A 15,953-nucleotide genomic window follows, 5' to 3' on the forward strand; every position below is an offset into this window, starting at 1 on the left:
CCTTTCTCTCACCTTGCAAACTACTGAAGCAACGTAGGAATATCATTATCCGGCAATTCATAATTGCTTTTGTACGGATAGCCGGGATCATAAGGAACAACGTCCATATGCACCTCACCGACATGAACAAACCGGTGCTGCAGCAGCTTCCTAGCGCATTCCGAAATATCCTGTGCTTCCATCACCGTAATCCGCGGATTCACACTGATCTTCACTTGAAGATTCACATAATTCCCTTGCTCAAGTGCCTTCAGATGTTCTACGCGAATGACGCCATGAACACGTTGCACCGTTTCAATAAAATTAGCGGCTTCCTCCGAAGGAAGCTCCTGCGCATTTTTAGTGTTAATAGAGCTAGCAATGAGTGAATAACCTTTACGAAGAATTAAAACTCCGGTTAAGAGTGCGGCAATAGGATCCATATAAGATAGAGGATGCCAATAGGTGCCACCCATGGATAACGAAATTCCGACTAATACTGTGATAGATGTATATAAGCTGAAACGATGACTATTAACATATGCAGCGTGACTGCCATCACCTATTTTTTTAAAGTAGCGATATTGATATTGAAATACAGCTTCTTTAAAAACTATAGATACTAAGACGGTTACAAACGCCAGCTGTCCGTGTGTAGATGATTTTCCATCCGTTAAGTCGCGGATTGCAGAGAATGCGATCTGCAGTCCCCCCATAAGAATAAATACCGAAAAAAGTATAGCCAACAGCGGCTCCTTAGTGCCCCGCCGTTCTTCGATCCGTTGCTTACTCTTTCTCCCTTGCTCAGAGCGCCACGGAAGAATATCCGCCAGTTTGGCTGCTGCGTCTGCTCCGGAATACAAAGCATCCCCCATTAATGCCTTGCTCCCTGAAATATAGCCAAAACTCCCCTTAGCTACTGCCAAAGTAACATCGCTAATGATCCCTGTCCAAGCAACCGTCTCGCTTTGCGGTGATCGTTCTTTATTCATACGAGGCCCTCCTTACCAATAGCAAGTAATCTCATGATGATTCAATACACATGACATGACCCTAAAGATTTCGAAAGCCGCGTCGCATTTGACGCGGCTTTCTTAAACGTATAAGAAAAGTAGAACTTCGATGCTAATTTCTTCTAACCTTTATTCGGGCTGCTTTTCACTTTAACCTTCTCACGCTTTTTAAGCACTAACCAGAGTGGACTTGCAATAAAGATGGAAGAGTAAGCTCCGAAGAGCAAGCCGATTACCATCGCAAGCGAGAACATCTTAATCGACTCGCCTCCGAACAATAACAGGAAGAACGCCGCAATAAATACGGTAAATGCGGTATAGAGAGAACGCATGAGCGTTTGAGCCACACTTTTATTCACAAGGTGTTTCAAGTCTTCATAAGTTTTCTGTTTACCAAAACGTAAATTCTCACGGATCCGGTCAAAGATAACGATCGTATCATTGATGGAATAACCGATGATCGTAAGCACCGCTACAATGAACGTCAAATCCACTTCCAAGCGGAAGATAGAGAAGAGCGCGACTACGATAAAGGCATCATGGAGCAAGGCCACAATCGATGCCACGGCGAAACGCCATTCAAAACGAATACTTACATAAATAATAATCCCCAGACAAGAAATCAGAACTGCATAAATAGCATTACGTGCCAATTCTTTTGCCATTTCAGTGTCCACGGTATTAATTTCAAATGATGCTTTGTCATCCAGCTTAAGGATTTCAGCTTTTAGGGCTTCATCTTGAGCCTCATCAAGAACTTCGTCATAGCGGATATTCACACGCTGATCACCAAACGAGATCGTTGGTTCATGATCGACATCGATTGCACTAGTTGCAGTCTTAACCTGATCCAAGTTCAAATTCTTGGAAAGGGAGATGTCCACATTAGATCCAGCTTTAAAGTCAACGCTGTAATTCAGGCCAAATGTCGCCAGGAAAATCAATCCTGCTACTGTCAATGCGATAGAGAAAATATAGAAATATTTACTCAAATGTACGAAATCAAGCTCTTTCTTAAAGCGCACGGATTTCACTCTCCTTAACACCGAAGCTCTTCGGTTTGTTCAGCTTACCCGCTTTGACAAGCTGGCTAAGCAACCAGTGGGAGAAATAAAGATTCGTGGCGATACTCAGCACGATTTCTACAATCAGCACCAATGCAAAGCCTTTGACCGCACCTGTACCGAAGGCAAACATAACTGCTGCCACAATAATAGTAGTCACATTGGAGTCCATTACTGTCCGGAAAGAGGATTTATTCCCCGCTTTAACGGAGGACAGTATACTTTTTCCACTGCGCATTTCTTCCCTTATCCGTTCGTTGGTAATGATATTGGCATCGACCGCCATACCTATACCCAGAATAAATGCGGCTATACCAGGCAGCGTCAAGGTAAAGTCTGCGAAGACGAAGACCGCAATTAGCGCCCATGTATGCAAGAGCAAGGCAAAACTAGCCAAAAGACCTGGCAAACGATACATTCCGATCATGAAAATAAGGATAATCACAGAAGCCAGCAGACCTGCTCGAATCGTTTGATCAAGCGATTGCTTACCCAGGGTAGCACCCACACTTTGGGAATATTTCTCCGTCAGCTTCAGTGGCAATGCACCTAGGTTAATAGTGTCTGCAAGTTCACGTGCTTCCTTAATTGTATAGTTACCCGAAATAGAAGCACTGCCATCGGTAAGTACTGCTTGTACCGTAGGGTCAGATAATTTGTTCTCATCCAAGTAAATTGCGAGATTCTTTCCTAAGAGACGTTTAGTAATCTCTGCAAATTTGTCCTTGTCCTTAATCTTGATGCTGATGATTGGCTGATTCAGGTTATCCCGTCCAACTTCTGCAGCACCTTCAACAAAATCACTACCTACCAGTTCGATTTTGCTGTAAGTTCCCTCAGCGTCACCTTCAGCAGCACTACGGAAAGTCAGAACTGCAGGTTCCTTCATTTTTTTACGAACCTCGGCTTCATCCGTTACGCCCGCAATTTTCAAACGGATACGGTCCGTACCTTCAGTAGTTACCTCTGGTTCACTTGTTCCGAGCGCATTCGCCCGTTTTTCTAAGCTTTCCGCTGTCTTCAGCAGAGAAGCTCGGGACAATGCTGCTCCCGCTTCCATAGGCTCAGCATGATACAAAATCTCAAATCCGCCTTTCAGGTCAAGACCAAGTCTAACCTTGTCCAGCAGTCCAGGAGTAGTAAATGCCATAACGCCTGTCAAAACGAGCACGGTAATAAAAAAGCCCATTAGTCTCTTCATGCTCTAGCTAGTTCCCCTTTCATTAACTCAATATTCCTATTATAGCTACACGCGAAATGACCGTCAATTCACAGCATTGATAGAGCTATACTCACACAAAGAAACGGCCGCCCCTGCTTAAATCAGCAAGACATCCGTTTTAATAGGAGATGTGGAGTTATTATTCTCTTACTTTACTGCTTTATCAGGCAGTTCGCAAAAAGAAATATGTGGTTTATTGTTCAGTTCAACCCCCGATAGGCCGCAATAGTCAAATAATTCATGTAACTATTGGCTTTCAAGGAATAAATGTCGTTTACCAGCTTATGTAGGGGAGGCAAGCCTTCCTTATCATAATTACGGCTGATGCAATCCCAAATATCCTTGCTGGTTACATACTCATAGCCGAGGAGCCGGAATTCTTCAGCTTTGCTGCGGCACATGGCTTCGATTTCTTCACTATGTTGATCATGATTCCACTGTTCCGATTCCACGTGTTGACACCTCCAAAGATCGCTCATGTTCGTATGCTCACCATAGATATTCGACTCTTGTTCTTCGCTTTCCTTCTTCCGTCACAAAAAGTTAAAGCTACTAAAACAAGGCATGCCGAGATAGGGGTATAGCATATCCATAAGAATAGACAAGTTCGCCAGCGTTTTATTTCATTTTGGGAAGAAGGCGTGACCTTTGAAGAAACAGAGCTTTATACAAGGAACTTTAATCTTGCTAGCCGCCGGCATCATTAATCGGATGCTTGGATTTATTCCCCGGATTGCTTTACCACGTATTATCGGAGCAGAAGGTGTGGGACTGTATCAGCTCGCATATCCTTTTTTTCTCGTGCTGGTTACTGTGATTACAGGCGGGATTCCACTGGCGATAGCCAAGATGGTAGCGGAAGCAGAAGGAGAGAATCGGCCAGAAAAATCACGGCTGATTTTACGTACTGGACTTGCCCTTAGTGTTGGACTTGCAATCTTCTTTACATTGGTTGCTATGATAAGCGCCTCATGGGTCTCTAATGTTATCTTAACAGACCATAGAGTTTATTATACGTTTATTGCCATGATCCCAATGATTGGGATCGTCGCCGTATCTGCAATCTACCGTGGTTATTTCCAAGGAAAGCAAAACATGATTCCATCGGCGCTCTCCTCCATCTTCGAATCTTTAGTTCGAATATTCTTTATGCTCTGGTTCTCCTGGTTGTTGCTTCCCAAGGGTATTGCTATGGCGGCGGCTGGAGCGATGTTAGGTGTGACGGTAGGAGAAATTGGCGGAATGTTAGCGATTCTGTGGCAATATTATGTCATTACTAAAAAAGATAAAAAGCAGACAAATCCGACTCCAGAGCAACCCGTTCTTGAGTCAGAGGTTATCCCATCTGATCCAGATGGTGTGAAAGCCAACATCCCCATATTACGGTGCTTATTAGGCATATCTATTCCCGTTACAGCAAGTCGGCTTGTGGGCTCTTTTTCATATCTGCTGGAATCTATTATTACAGTGCGCAGTCTCGCCTTGGCAGGTATAGCCACTGCTGCCGCTACAGCCCAGTACGGGTCTTTACAAGGGATGGTTATTCCCTTATTGCTGCTGCCCGGGGCACTGACCTCGTCACTTGCTGTATCTCTGGTTCCTTCCATATCAGAAGCTGCCGCAAGAAAGGACTTGCCTACCATTCACAAGCGTATGCATCAAGCGTTGCGGCTTGCGCTGGTAACAGGTGCCCCATTTGCTGTTCTTATGTATATCCTGGCGGTCCCGCTTTGCAATTTGTTATATGGCAACGCGGATACAGCCCCTATGCTGAAGCTTATGGCTCCGTTCGCCTTGTTCATCTATGTTCAAGCTCCCTTACAAGCTGCGCTGCAAGCTATGGATCGACCGGGCAGGGCACTCATCAACACCTTGATTGGAGCAGTAGTCAAAATCATTCTGATTGTAATACTGGCATCCCAACCTGAATATGGAATTTACGGCGCTATCATAGCCATTATTGTGAACAGCATTTTGGTTACGTTACTACACGGATACAGTGTAGTCAGTCTCATATCATTATCTTTAAGAGTAACCGAAACCGTAAAAACCTTATGTGCAATGCTCATTATGGGAGCGGGCGTGCATTATGTATACACTTCCATTCCCATTGCAGATGTACAATGGATTCAATTTTTATTTGCCTCTGCGATAGGAATGGTCCTGTATTTTGGAATCAGTCTGTTAGCTGGCCTTATCTCACTGCGTGATTTGGACCGTCTGCCGTTTATCAAACGCAGGTTCTAAAAGGTTATCTGTTGTCCAAACGGTCGACATAAATTCTGCCCTTATGATCTATGGAGCATAGAAATACATCTTTGAAATCAGATACTCCCTTTTGGCGAATTTGAGTTCTTAGCCAAAATCTGGTTTTTCCAATCATCTCTAAATTCTGATCCTGCACCTTTCCATCCATAATCAAAGGGATTGGAAGTCCTTCATACCTGATTTTATTCTTCGGCAGTTCTATCTTACGGTTCTTGTTCCCTTTATTATCGTCACTCTTTTTATGCTCAGCAGCTGCACTGCTATTGCCTGATTGGTTAGAGGATGAACTCCCCTTCTCTTTCTCGAATACGGTTAGCTGTCCACTAGGCTCCAGGATCGCAAATTCCACGTCAGCAGGACTGGCGATGTTCTGTCCACGCAATTGCTGCAGCAGATCATCAATATTATATCTCTGCCTACGCATTTCGCCCCGGTGCAGCTTGCCTCCAGAAATGAGTATGCTCGGTTTGCCGTCCATTAAAAGTCTGAGCTTTCTGCTCTTAAGACTGAGTTGAGCCACAATTACCTGTATCAACACCAATGTTGCCATCGGAACGACTCCTTCATAGATCGGCCGATTGATATCCTCAAGCACAAAAACAGCAATCTCGGCAATCATGATGGAGATCGTTAAATCAAATACAGACAGCTTACCTATTTCCCTCTTCCCCATGATGCGCATACACAGGAATATGAAGAAATACATCAGCACGGTCAAGAAAATATGGGTAGAGATATGCTGGAACATATAGCTTCGCTCCCCTCCATTCTCACCCGCAGACTTGTTTCCTCGGGTGGATTAATGTAACCCTATTCTGACCGCTCTGTGCAGGGAACATTCGGAAGCCGGCATATTAATTAATGGTAAAAAGGCTGCAATGCCCTTTCTTGTACTATTGGGGCAAGCCATCCCATACAATGAATAATAACTATGTTGATTCTTTTTTCTCAAAAAAACTTTAGGAGGTTGTACCATGTATTTAATCCGGCGCATGTTCTCGTGGAGAATAGCCAATCCTGTGTTATCTGGCCTATGTCGATCATTCCTTTGGATGCTGATGGGTGCGTTTGTCCTCTCTCTTTTGTTATGGGGCAGCAGTCTGAAGGAGCAGGATCTCTCAATGTACACATACATTGTACACGGCATAGCTGCAGCATTCGGAGGACTAACCGCCGGTCGCAGAGCCACGAGCAAAGGCTGGTATCAAGGAAGTCTTACAGGAGCATTTTATGGGATTATCGTTCTGTTAATCGGTTTTTTGGCACTGGATAGCGCACCATCTGGCGTAGATCTGCTATGGGTTCTCGCAGCTGCAGCAATTGGCGCTCTCGGCGGAATGTTTGGCGTTAATTTACAAAAAAGCTAAAATTATAATTCCATTAAATTCGAAACATTCCTTGAAAATATGTTAAACTGTGATCATCTGACTTCATTAAGAGATCAAGGAGGCTTCGATTGCTTTGTTTTACCAATCAATGAACCATATTGTTTTGTACACAGTTGCATTAGTAGTGATATTAGTATGGATTGGCTCTAAACGTAATCCAATCATGGCATTGGTTGAAATTGGGAAAGAGATGCTGCGATCTTATAAGTTTTTGTTGCTGATTGCAGGAATGTTTGGCGTATTAGCCATAAATAAATATGAACTGCAAATTGAACAAAAAATGCATCTTACCTCTGATTATACGCCATTTATATTTGGCCTAGAGGGTCATTTTGTCCAAGCCGTTCAGGATATATTCTACAGTCCATGGTTAACACCGATCATCGTCTTTTTCTACATTTTCATGCTTCAATCCGTTCTAGCAGCTTCATTAGGGGTCTATTTGTTAGATAAAAACCGGGTGATGTTATACGCAACCTGTTATGCTATTATTATCAACTATGCCTTGGCGATTCCATTCTATCTTTACTTCCCGGTAAACGAGGTATGGTCCTATCTGCCGGCAGGCGTCAAATTTACTATGCTGGATGTATTTCCGAAATTCGAACAGGAATATAGACCGCTATCCGGTCTCAATAACTGCTTCCCGAGTCTACATACGTCCATATCTGTTACAATGGCACTTCTGGCCTTCCGTTCAGGGAACCGCCGCTGGATGGTCATCACTAGCATTTCTGCAGTTGTAATCGTCTTTGGAATCTTCTATCTGGGCATTCATTGGCTTACAGATATGATTGGTGGAACCTTGCTAGCTGTGCTAGCCTCTACAGTTGGCGTTCAACTCGCCAAATTAACTTTGCGGGGACGTGAAGAATCGCTTACCGTTCCGAGCCGCGTAACAAATGTACGTTAAAGTTAAACTGCTAAATCGTAATAACCTTAAAGATCAAAAAAGCGGTGTCCTCTCCAATGAGAAGACACCGCTTTTTATGTACTTAAATAACAAGTCTATACTTTCTCTTCGACATCCGTCGCCACAGCGTGGCTGATGGAACCGCGATCAAAAGTCAGCTTAGTTACATCGTTGACCCGCAGAACCACAATATCATCGGAAATCTCCATGATCGTACCGTGAAGTCCTCCAATAGTAACGATTTTATCGCCCTTTTTCAGAGCTTTCAACATTGCGTTACGAGTTTTGGTCTTCTTTTGTTGCGGACGAATCAGCAAGAAGTAGAATACTACAAACATAAGGACAAAGGGACCTACCAGGCCTAGTATGCTACCTCCACCACCTGCGCCAGTTGCATATTGAAACGATTGAATCATATTTCTCCCCCCTTTCAAAGTACATTAAAGCATAACTCATAAATCAAACCCTAAAAGCCTTTAAGATTATCATATAATCCGTATTTGGCAAAAAACTCATCGCGAAAATCAAGCAGCCGATCTTCCTTGATGGCTTCACGCACTTTACGCATTAAATCCAACAAGAAGTGCAAATTGTGGTATGTCGTCAATCTAAGTCCGAAGGTTTCATCGGCTTTGATTAGATGGCGCAAATAAGCGCGGGAATAATTCCGGCATGTATAGCAATTGCACTCCGGATCAAGCGGCCCAAAATCACGGGCATACTTAGCGTTGCGTACAACGAGTCTTCCCTGACTGGTCATCGTTGTTCCATTACGGGCAATACGAGTAGGCAAGACACAGTCGAACATGTCCACTCCTCGGATTGATCCTTCCAGCAGCGCATCCGGTGAACCCACGCCCATCAAATAGCGAGGTTTGCCTTGTGGCAGCAGGGGAACTGTATAATCCAGTACTTCATACATTAGCTGCTTGGACTCTCCGACGCTGAGCCCCCCAATAGCATACCCCGGGAAATCCATGGAAGTCAAATCAGCCGCGCTCTGACGGCGCAGATCTTCATACATGCCCCCTTGCACGATAGCAAAAAGACCCTGATCGTTAGGACGAGCATGACTTTTCAGGCAACGTTCTGCCCAGCGCGTGGTGCGCTCCAGTGATTTTTTCACATAATCATACTCAGCCGGGAATGGAGGACATTCATCAAATGCCATCATTATATCTGAACCCAGGGAGTTCTGAACCTCCATCGCTACTTCCGGAGACAGGAATTTCTTATCCCCATTTAGATGGGAACGGAAATGAACTCCTTCTTCCGTAATCTTGCGCATGTCGCTTAACGAGAATACTTGAAACCCGCCGCTGTCTGTCAGAATCGGACGATCCCAGTTCATGAACTTGTGCAGTCCACCAGCTTCACGAACAATATCATGGCCTGGTCTTAGAAACAGATGGTAAGTATTGCTCAAAATAATATGGGCATCCATCTCTTTCAGCTCTTCAGGACTCATAGTCTTGACTGTAGCTTGTGTGCCGACTGGCATAAATGCTGGTGTCTCAATCACACCATGTGGAGTGTGGACTCTTCCAAGTCTGGCTCCGGATTGTTTGCACGTTTTGATGTGCTCATAAGTAATTGCTGCCATAAGTTAACCCATCCTCTTACCTTAATAAATAAACATTGCATCTCCAAAGCTAAAGAATCGGTACTTCTGCTCTATCGCTTCTTCATAAGCAGCTAGAATATGTTCCCGACCTGCCAATGCGCTAACCAACATAACCAAAGTAGACTTTGGCAGGTGGAAATTGGTAATTAGCGCATTTACTACACTGAACTTATACCCTGGATAGATAAAAATATCCGTCCAGCCACTGCATTCCACAAGCGGCCCACCTTCACATTGTCTTCCGACCGTTTCAAGTGTCCGACAAGACGTTGTGCCAACTGCAATAATACGGCCACCTCGTGCCTTAGTAGCATTTATGGTATCTGCCGTCTCTTGAGACATTACGAAGTACTCAGAATGCATAACATGCTCTTCAACCTTCTCTACAGACATCGGACGAAAAGTACCGAGACCTACATGAAGGGTGATATAAGCGATATTTACACCCTTAGCCTCAATCTGTTCCAGCAATTCTTGGGTAAAATGAAGCCCTGCGGTAGGCGCAGCGGCCGATCCCTCATGCCGAGCATACACAGTCTGATATCGTTCACGATCATCCAGTGTTTCCTTAATATAAGGTGGCAACGGCATCGTTCCCAGCCTGTCCAGAATCTCCTGAAAAATACCCTGATATATGAAACGAAGCGTACGGCCGCCCATATCAGCTTCGTCCTCGATAACGGCACGAAGCTCATCGCTAAAGATGATCACCGCGCCTGTCTTGAGCTTTTTCCCTGGCTTTACAAGTGCTTCCCAGCGATCATCCCCAAGATTCTTCAGGAGGAGCACTTCCGCCTTAGCACCAGTATCTTCTTTCACTCCAAACAATCTCGCTGGAATGACTCTCGTATCATTTAGAACAAGCGTGTCTCCGGGATTAAAATAATCAATAATATCGGTAAAATGCCGGTGAGCCAGCTCTCCATCCTCCTTATTCACTAAAAGCAGTCTAGAAGCACTGCGATCAGCGAGAGGTGTCTGGGCAATCAATTCTTCCGGCAAATGAAAATCATAAGCATCTACATTCATGGTCTGTCTTCATTCCTTAACTATAGTAACGTTCTTATAATAGTGTTGCAATATTTGCTTGTAATCATACCCGCTGTCCGCCATGCCTTTCACGCCCCACTGCGACATGCCTAGACCATGGCCGTTGCCTTGTCCAATGAACAGAAAGCCCGAGCTGTTAGTGATCACTCTGGCTGCAGAATCTCCACCCATCACTACAGTTCCACTGCCATTTACATTAACCTTCCCCGATGCGGAAAGCACACCAGCACTCTGCGAGCTGCTAATTGTGGCGGTAGCGCCGTCAGCGCCTAATACAGTATAACTTCCGGGTGCCACAATATCAAACAAAGTACTAGGTAATCCATTAAACGCGGAGCGGAACATATCAGGATATTTCACATTCAGAGCCTGACCATTAGCTTTCACCTGAATCGCTCTTCCAGAAGGACCGCGCTGAGTAACTTGCAGGTTAGAGATGCTGGAAGGGAGCGTGCTTGTTGTTTTACCCTGCAAGCTTTTTAGAAGTTCAGCAGAGGTATACGGCCCTTTGATCCAGCTATAGCTGCCAGACTCATATACTTTATCCAGAGCCACAGCGTTCTCACCCGGATTCAGCTTTCCGACTGCACTAACACTGCTCTCAATAACTGGCAGAGGACGTATATTCACATCTTTGGTTGTAGCGGTAACTATATCGAGTCCGGCAGCAGTTTTGCTGCCCGTTAATTTAATATTATCTTCACGTGCATAACCAGAGGTACCATTCGCAAGCAGAACATAATACCACTTCTTAGCAGCAGCAGCCGAAACATCTTCAACGCTTGGAACACTAGCAAATACATCGCCACCATTCGCCCAAACCTCTGAAGGGTCAGCTGTCACACCACCACTATTGGAAGAAAATACAGCCTCTACAACTTTACCACCGCTCATCAGCACTTCACCAGCAGTAGTATCTACAGCTTTGATAATGGAGGGAGCTTCAGACCCGATTCCGTTATATACCTGACTAAGAGTAGTATCTACTACATTCGCTACATCAAAACGGTTGCCTTGCGACAGCGCATAGCTGCGGGCGGCGACAGCCTGAGCTTTTAGCGCTTCTTCCGGCCAGCTGGAGGAAACCTCTCCTCCCACTACGGCATACAAGTATTGCTCCAGCGGCACTACATTAATTACAGCCAGCGATCCGCTCAAATTGCTCAGTTCCAAATTTCCGCGATATGTACGCTTGGATCTTTCCACTAACTGAATCCCAACCTCGCTGCCTGCCGCAAGAAATTTAGCATTGCTTCCAGAAACCAGATAATGATCGGCTTGAGTTTCACTGCTAAAATCCAGCCCGGCATCCTTACGCAGTATTAATCCGGGCGAGGTGGCCACAGAAACCGTAAATTGTGGTGCAGCAGTAGACACAGCGGCCTGAACAGCTGTTAAATCACTATCGTTGGCAGCTTCGCCTACCCATACCTCTAATTGTGCACTGCCGTCGTTTCCTGCCAGAAACACCTTCCAAGCATCTAAACCAGCTGCAGTGAGGCTATTAAGCGCCACATCTGCTTCCTGCTCCGAAGAATAGCGGCCAGCTGATAAATGTTTATTGCCTTTCACCGCTGGGGTTTGGTCAGCAGGAATGCTCAGCCCTGCTTTGACTACACGGGTAAGCCCATCCTTGGCAGTTGCTTCACTAGCATAGACGCCCGTGTACAACTGATACACAGTCGCTCCATTTCTGGAGATTGCAAAAATCTGCGGTTTATCGGAGGTGGATTGGAGCTTTTTAGCTGCATCCGCTGCTGTCTGCCAGCTTGAAGCCTCCATCACCTTAACTCTATATCCGTCCAGACTTATACGAATTTGCTTCTGTCCTGGGACAGATACCAAAGGAGCACTTCCTGCTTGATCCGACAGCAAAGTAAAGCTTTGCGTTGATTGCAGTGTTACTGCTGGCACAGTGGATTTATATTTACTTCCAATATCAGCATAAAGAGCAACTCGTATCGTGCTATTAGAATCGGCATGACTGGCACCCGCAGGGATCAGGAAACTTCCTACAGCAAGCGCAGCCGCAAGCAATCCTTTGCTTAGCGGGGCGACCCCTCTCCATTTCCTCTTCGTATGCTTCATCCAGCATCCTCCTTTATAATTGTAGTGACGAACTAGTGCTGCTCCGGAGGGAGCGGAAGCCCTAAATGATGATAAGCGGCCGGGGTTACAATTCTTCCACGCGGACTCCGCTGCAAGAAACCTATCTGCAGCAGGTACGGCTCATATACGTCCTCAATCGTCTGACTTTCCTCACCAATCGTAGCTGCAATTGTATCCAGTCCTACAGGACCGCCGCGAAAGCTTGAAATCATAGCACTTAACATCTTGTGGTCAATACTGTCCAGCCCACGCGGGTCCACCTGAAGCATCTTCAATGCTTCCCCAGAAATTTCAGGAGTTATAATTCCATCTCCGCGCACTTGAGCAAAATCACGGACCCGCTTCAATAAGCGGTTGGCAATCCGCGGCGTTCCCCGCGAACGAAGTGCAATCTCTTCTGCTGCATCGCCAACAATCTCAATGCCTAGAAGATCCGCATTTCGAGATACAATGTAACTCAGCTCATCTATGTTATAGAATTCCAGGCGACTGACCACTCCGAAACGATCACGCAGTGGCGCAGACAATAGTCCTGCCCGGGTTGTGGCACCTATCAGTGTGAACGGTGGCAAATCCAATCGTACCGAACGGGCACTTGGTCCTTTGCCGATCATGATATCCAGCGCGAAATCCTCCATCGCAGGATACATAACCTCCTCGACCGTGCGGTGCAAACGGTGAATCTCATCGATGAAAAGCACGTCTCCTTCCTGCAGATTCGTCAGCAAAGCGGCAAGGTCGCCTGGACGCTCTATCGCAGGGCCGGAAGTTGTTCGCAGGTTCACACCCAGCTCATTGGCGATAATATTAGCGAGCGTTGTTTTGCCGAGACCCGGAGGTCCGTACAGCAGCACATGATCCAGCGCTTCGCTTCTCATTTTGGCCGCTTCTATATATACTTTCAGGTTTTCTTTCACCTGAGTCTGGCCGATATATTCTCCCAGATAACGAGGGCGCAAGCTTAGTTCTACCGCCTGCTCATCCATCATCAAATTCGCGGATATAATCCGGTCATCCATTTCCTATCGCTCCCTTTCTTTAGGATGTGTACGGCTTTACTTAGCTATATATAGCAGCCCTAGTGCTTTCTTCATCAGCACATCTACAGTTCCTGTTTCTGCTCCCTCTTTCTTCAAAGCGAGCCACACGCGGTCCAATTCGCTTTCGGTATAACCCAGCCCCTTAAGCGCATCCCGCGCCTCTTGCCAGGCCAATCCGTCCGTTGCCTCTTCCGTTGGCACTGCAAACAATCCCGTTTGCATTGAAGCCATACTGAGTCCGTCCAGCTTGTCCTTCAAATCAAGGATCATACGCTGTGCTGTCTTTTTGCCAATGCCCGGCAATTTCGTTAAGAACGTTATATTCTCTTGATAAATCGCTGAAATCAACTGATCCGGTGTTCCACCTGTCAGGATTCCAAGCGCAACCCTAGGACCGATGCCAGATACCTCTATCAGCTTGCGGAACAATTTTTGTTCCTCACGAGTCGGGAACCCAAATAATAGCGTAGCGTCCTCACGTGTTTGGTAATGAATATAGATCGTTACAGGTCCTTCTACTTTGGCAAAAGCATAAGGATTCGGGCAGAATACCCGGTATCCTACTCCCTGCACATCCAGCACCACATATTCCGACTCCAAATGAACAACGGGTCCTCTTAAGAAATCTATCATTTTCGCAATACCTCATTTAATTTAGAATTAAGACTGCTCGAATGGGCATGACATACCGCTACCGCCAGCGCATCCGCCACATCATCGGGTTTCGGAATCGCCGATAGCTTCAGCAGCAGCTTCACCATTTCCTGGACCTGCCGTTTCTCAGCCTTACCATAACCCACAACAGCCTGCTTTACCATCATAGGTGTATATTCCGAGACGGGGAGACCCCGCTGTACTGCAGCTAATATAGTCACACCGCGGGCCTGCGCCACTGGCAATGCTGTAGTAACGTTGCGAGCGAAAAACAGCTTTTCTATCGCCACAGCATCGGGTTTATATTTATCAATGAGCTGACCCATGCCTTCATAGACATGCAGCAGTCGTTCTTCCTCAGGCGTATGAGCCTCAGTCTGAATACAACCATATTGGACGGGGGTCAGTTTATGTCCTTCCTTATCTACAAAGCCAAAGCCGACGATCGCCAGCCCCGGATCAATTCCCAAAATACGCAAACATGATCTCTCCTCTATAACAGGCAGATTATTCCACCGTTTTCATCCATTCCTCCGCCATGAAGCGAACATATGTATTCCTTCTAACCATTATAGCAAAAATCCCCCTTGCGGGAGAAAAAAAGTTTACCGTTTGCAGCGAAATGGCAACTTTAGGCCTACAGCTTAGACTCTTCCCCGTTTCATTTCACACAAAAAAGCTGCCCTCAGCCATTAATAATGACTTTTGGACAGCTTATCAAATCTATTGCTTGTTCTGCATGACATGCTCAGCAGCTTCGCGGGCATAATCACTGAAGGTAGACAGCACACTGTTGTACTCTTCAATATCCTGAACACGAATCCCCTCGTGAAGCTCTTTCCAAATATTTTCCGGCAATGAGGATTTCAGGGAACCCATATCCATTTGAAAAAAAGTCTTCAGTACCTTTTCCTGAACTGGCGGACCTTTAAACAAGGTCAAATTCCCAAACGCATCTACACCAATATAGGCTTCTTTTTTTATCATTGTCGATAAATCATTCACTTTTTGTTCCAGCCACAAATCCCCTTCTGAACTAATCCAACCGCTCCATTCAGGGTGTTCATTGATTATAGTCTTCAGCTGAAGCGGGTTCTTTACGCCTGGCAACGTCTGAATCTCTTCTCCGGACACATAGGTTGTTTTTAAATGAACGGTTCTGCTGAGCCCACTTTGGGAGATGGTTTGCAGCAGTTGTTCGTTATTTAAAGTGCCCTTCTCTTTTGCCTCATCACTGTCCTCGCCTACTTTAAAGACAGCTGCGGCTAACTCACTATCGGCACTATCCGCCCAGCTAGAATTCGTCAGCAGTCCACTGATTTCCTCAGGTACCTGCATACTGCGCCAAGCCAGTACAGTAAAAGCTATACAAGCAGCTCCTACCCAAAGCGCCTTTTTCCAACGTCTCCATCGCCGCCAAAGTTGTTTTTTTAAGCGAAACGCGTTCACGTTAATCCCTTCATTCTGGTTTTTCCCTATTGTGACCTAAGAAGGGAGCATTTATGCGCTTTTCTGTGAATAATCGACATTTCTCCAAAAATACAAGGTTGACCTTACAGTATGGTTCAAGGTTTATGGTATAAGTCTGGAAGGGCGATTCTGGGGAGAGGTTTCACATACCGGCCTTAG

16 protein-coding genes are annotated in these 15,953 nt (G+C 45.6%); 3 read left to right on the forward strand and 13 right to left on the reverse strand.

Annotated elements, in window-relative coordinates:
* Positions 1-20 precede the first annotated feature (20 nt).
* The 4 genes from NYE35_RS24670 to NYE35_RS24685 all read right to left on the reverse strand — a co-directional run bounded on the left by NYE35_RS24670 (position 21) and on the right by NYE35_RS24685 (position 3,730).
* A complete protein-coding gene (locus NYE35_RS24670) occupies positions 21-971 on the reverse strand; it encodes a cation diffusion facilitator family transporter (RefSeq protein WP_036677651.1) in 951 nt (316 codons plus the stop codon).
* Positions 972-1,114: 143 nt separating this feature from the next.
* On the reverse strand, positions 1,115-2,017 hold the full coding sequence (gene secF / locus NYE35_RS24675) for a protein translocase subunit SecF (RefSeq protein ID WP_052097271.1): 903 nt from the start codon (positions 2,015-2,017) through the stop codon (positions 1,115-1,117).
* Positions 2,007-3,257, reverse strand: coding sequence for a protein translocase subunit SecD (gene secD, locus NYE35_RS24680; protein ID WP_036677653.1), 1,251 nt, complete (start codon positions 3,255-3,257; stop codon positions 2,007-2,009). The genes secF and secD overlap by 11 nt, the downstream gene beginning before the upstream one ends.
* A 221-nt stretch (positions 3,258-3,478) precedes the next feature.
* Positions 3,479-3,730, reverse strand: coding sequence for a post-transcriptional regulator (locus NYE35_RS24685; protein ID WP_036677655.1), 252 nt, complete (start codon positions 3,728-3,730; stop codon positions 3,479-3,481).
* Positions 3,731-3,926: 196 nt separating this feature from the next.
* Here NYE35_RS24685 and spoVB point away from each other — a divergent pair, with 196 nt between their 5' ends.
* Entirely contained in the window at positions 3,927-5,525 is a 1,599-nt protein-coding gene (spoVB, locus tag NYE35_RS24690) for a stage V sporulation protein B (protein WP_341122178.1), read from the forward strand.
* A 4-nt stretch (positions 5,526-5,529) separates the two neighbouring features.
* Here spoVB and NYE35_RS24695 read toward each other — a convergent pair whose 3' ends face one another.
* The gene (locus tag NYE35_RS24695; protein WP_036677658.1) at positions 5,530-6,294 is read right to left on the reverse strand and encodes a DUF421 domain-containing protein; all 765 of its coding nucleotides are present in this window, start codon (positions 6,292-6,294) and stop codon (positions 5,530-5,532) included.
* 226 nt (positions 6,295-6,520) lie between these two features.
* Between NYE35_RS24695 and NYE35_RS24700 the strand changes: the two genes are divergently transcribed.
* Together NYE35_RS24700 and NYE35_RS24705 are read left to right on the forward strand one after the other, a co-directional pair.
* Entirely contained in the window at positions 6,521-6,913 is a 393-nt protein-coding gene (locus NYE35_RS24700) for a TIGR04086 family membrane protein (RefSeq protein WP_036677660.1), read from the forward strand.
* Between the two features lie 94 nt (positions 6,914-7,007).
* Positions 7,008-7,847, forward strand: coding sequence for a phosphatase PAP2 family protein (locus NYE35_RS24705; protein WP_254924631.1), 840 nt, complete (start codon positions 7,008-7,010; stop codon positions 7,845-7,847).
* Between the two features lie 95 nt (positions 7,848-7,942).
* On the opposite strand, the gene yajC is transcribed toward NYE35_RS24705, so the two are convergent.
* The 8 genes from yajC to NYE35_RS24745 form a co-directional block, all read right to left on the reverse strand.
* Positions 7,943-8,263 (reverse strand): preprotein translocase subunit YajC, encoded by a 321-nt coding sequence (gene yajC, locus NYE35_RS24710; RefSeq protein ID WP_036677664.1) that lies wholly within the window; start codon positions 8,261-8,263, stop codon positions 7,943-7,945.
* A gap of 50 nt (positions 8,264-8,313) precedes the next feature.
* Positions 8,314-9,450: a tRNA guanosine(34) transglycosylase Tgt gene (tgt, locus tag NYE35_RS24715; RefSeq protein ID WP_036677666.1), complete on the reverse strand. Its 1,137-nt coding sequence runs from the start codon at positions 9,448-9,450 to the stop codon at positions 8,314-8,316.
* Positions 9,451-9,471: 21 nt separating this feature from the next.
* On the reverse strand, positions 9,472-10,500 hold the full coding sequence (queA, locus tag NYE35_RS24720; RefSeq protein ID WP_038573001.1) for a tRNA preQ1(34) S-adenosylmethionine ribosyltransferase-isomerase QueA: 1,029 nt from the start codon (positions 10,498-10,500) through the stop codon (positions 9,472-9,474).
* Positions 10,501-10,509: 9 nt separating this feature from the next.
* A complete protein-coding gene (locus NYE35_RS24725; protein ID WP_341122179.1) occupies positions 10,510-12,609 on the reverse strand; it encodes a SpoIID/LytB domain-containing protein in 2,100 nt (699 codons plus the stop codon).
* A 32-nt stretch (positions 12,610-12,641) separates the two neighbouring features.
* Positions 12,642-13,649 carry a Holliday junction branch migration DNA helicase RuvB gene (ruvB, locus tag NYE35_RS24730; RefSeq protein WP_036677672.1) on the reverse strand — a complete coding sequence of 336 codons (1,008 nt, stop codon included), beginning with the start codon at positions 13,647-13,649 and terminating at the stop codon, positions 12,642-12,644.
* Between the two features lie 36 nt (positions 13,650-13,685).
* Positions 13,686-14,303 carry a Holliday junction branch migration protein RuvA gene (ruvA, locus tag NYE35_RS24735; protein ID WP_036677675.1) on the reverse strand — a complete coding sequence of 206 codons (618 nt, stop codon included), beginning with the start codon at positions 14,301-14,303 and terminating at the stop codon, positions 13,686-13,688.
* Positions 14,300-14,803, reverse strand: coding sequence for a crossover junction endodeoxyribonuclease RuvC (gene ruvC / locus NYE35_RS24740; protein WP_036677679.1), 504 nt, complete (start codon positions 14,801-14,803; stop codon positions 14,300-14,302). The genes ruvA and ruvC overlap by 4 nt, the downstream gene beginning before the upstream one ends.
* Before the next feature lie 244 nt (positions 14,804-15,047).
* Positions 15,048-15,773, reverse strand: coding sequence for a BofC C-terminal domain-containing protein (locus NYE35_RS24745; protein WP_036677682.1), 726 nt, complete (start codon positions 15,771-15,773; stop codon positions 15,048-15,050).
* Positions 15,774-15,953 lie beyond the last annotated feature (180 nt).

This window comes from Paenibacillus sp. FSL L8-0494, assembly GCF_038003695.1.
Classification (GTDB): Bacteria; Bacillota; Bacilli; order Paenibacillales; family Paenibacillaceae; genus Paenibacillus_AQ; species Paenibacillus_AQ odorifer.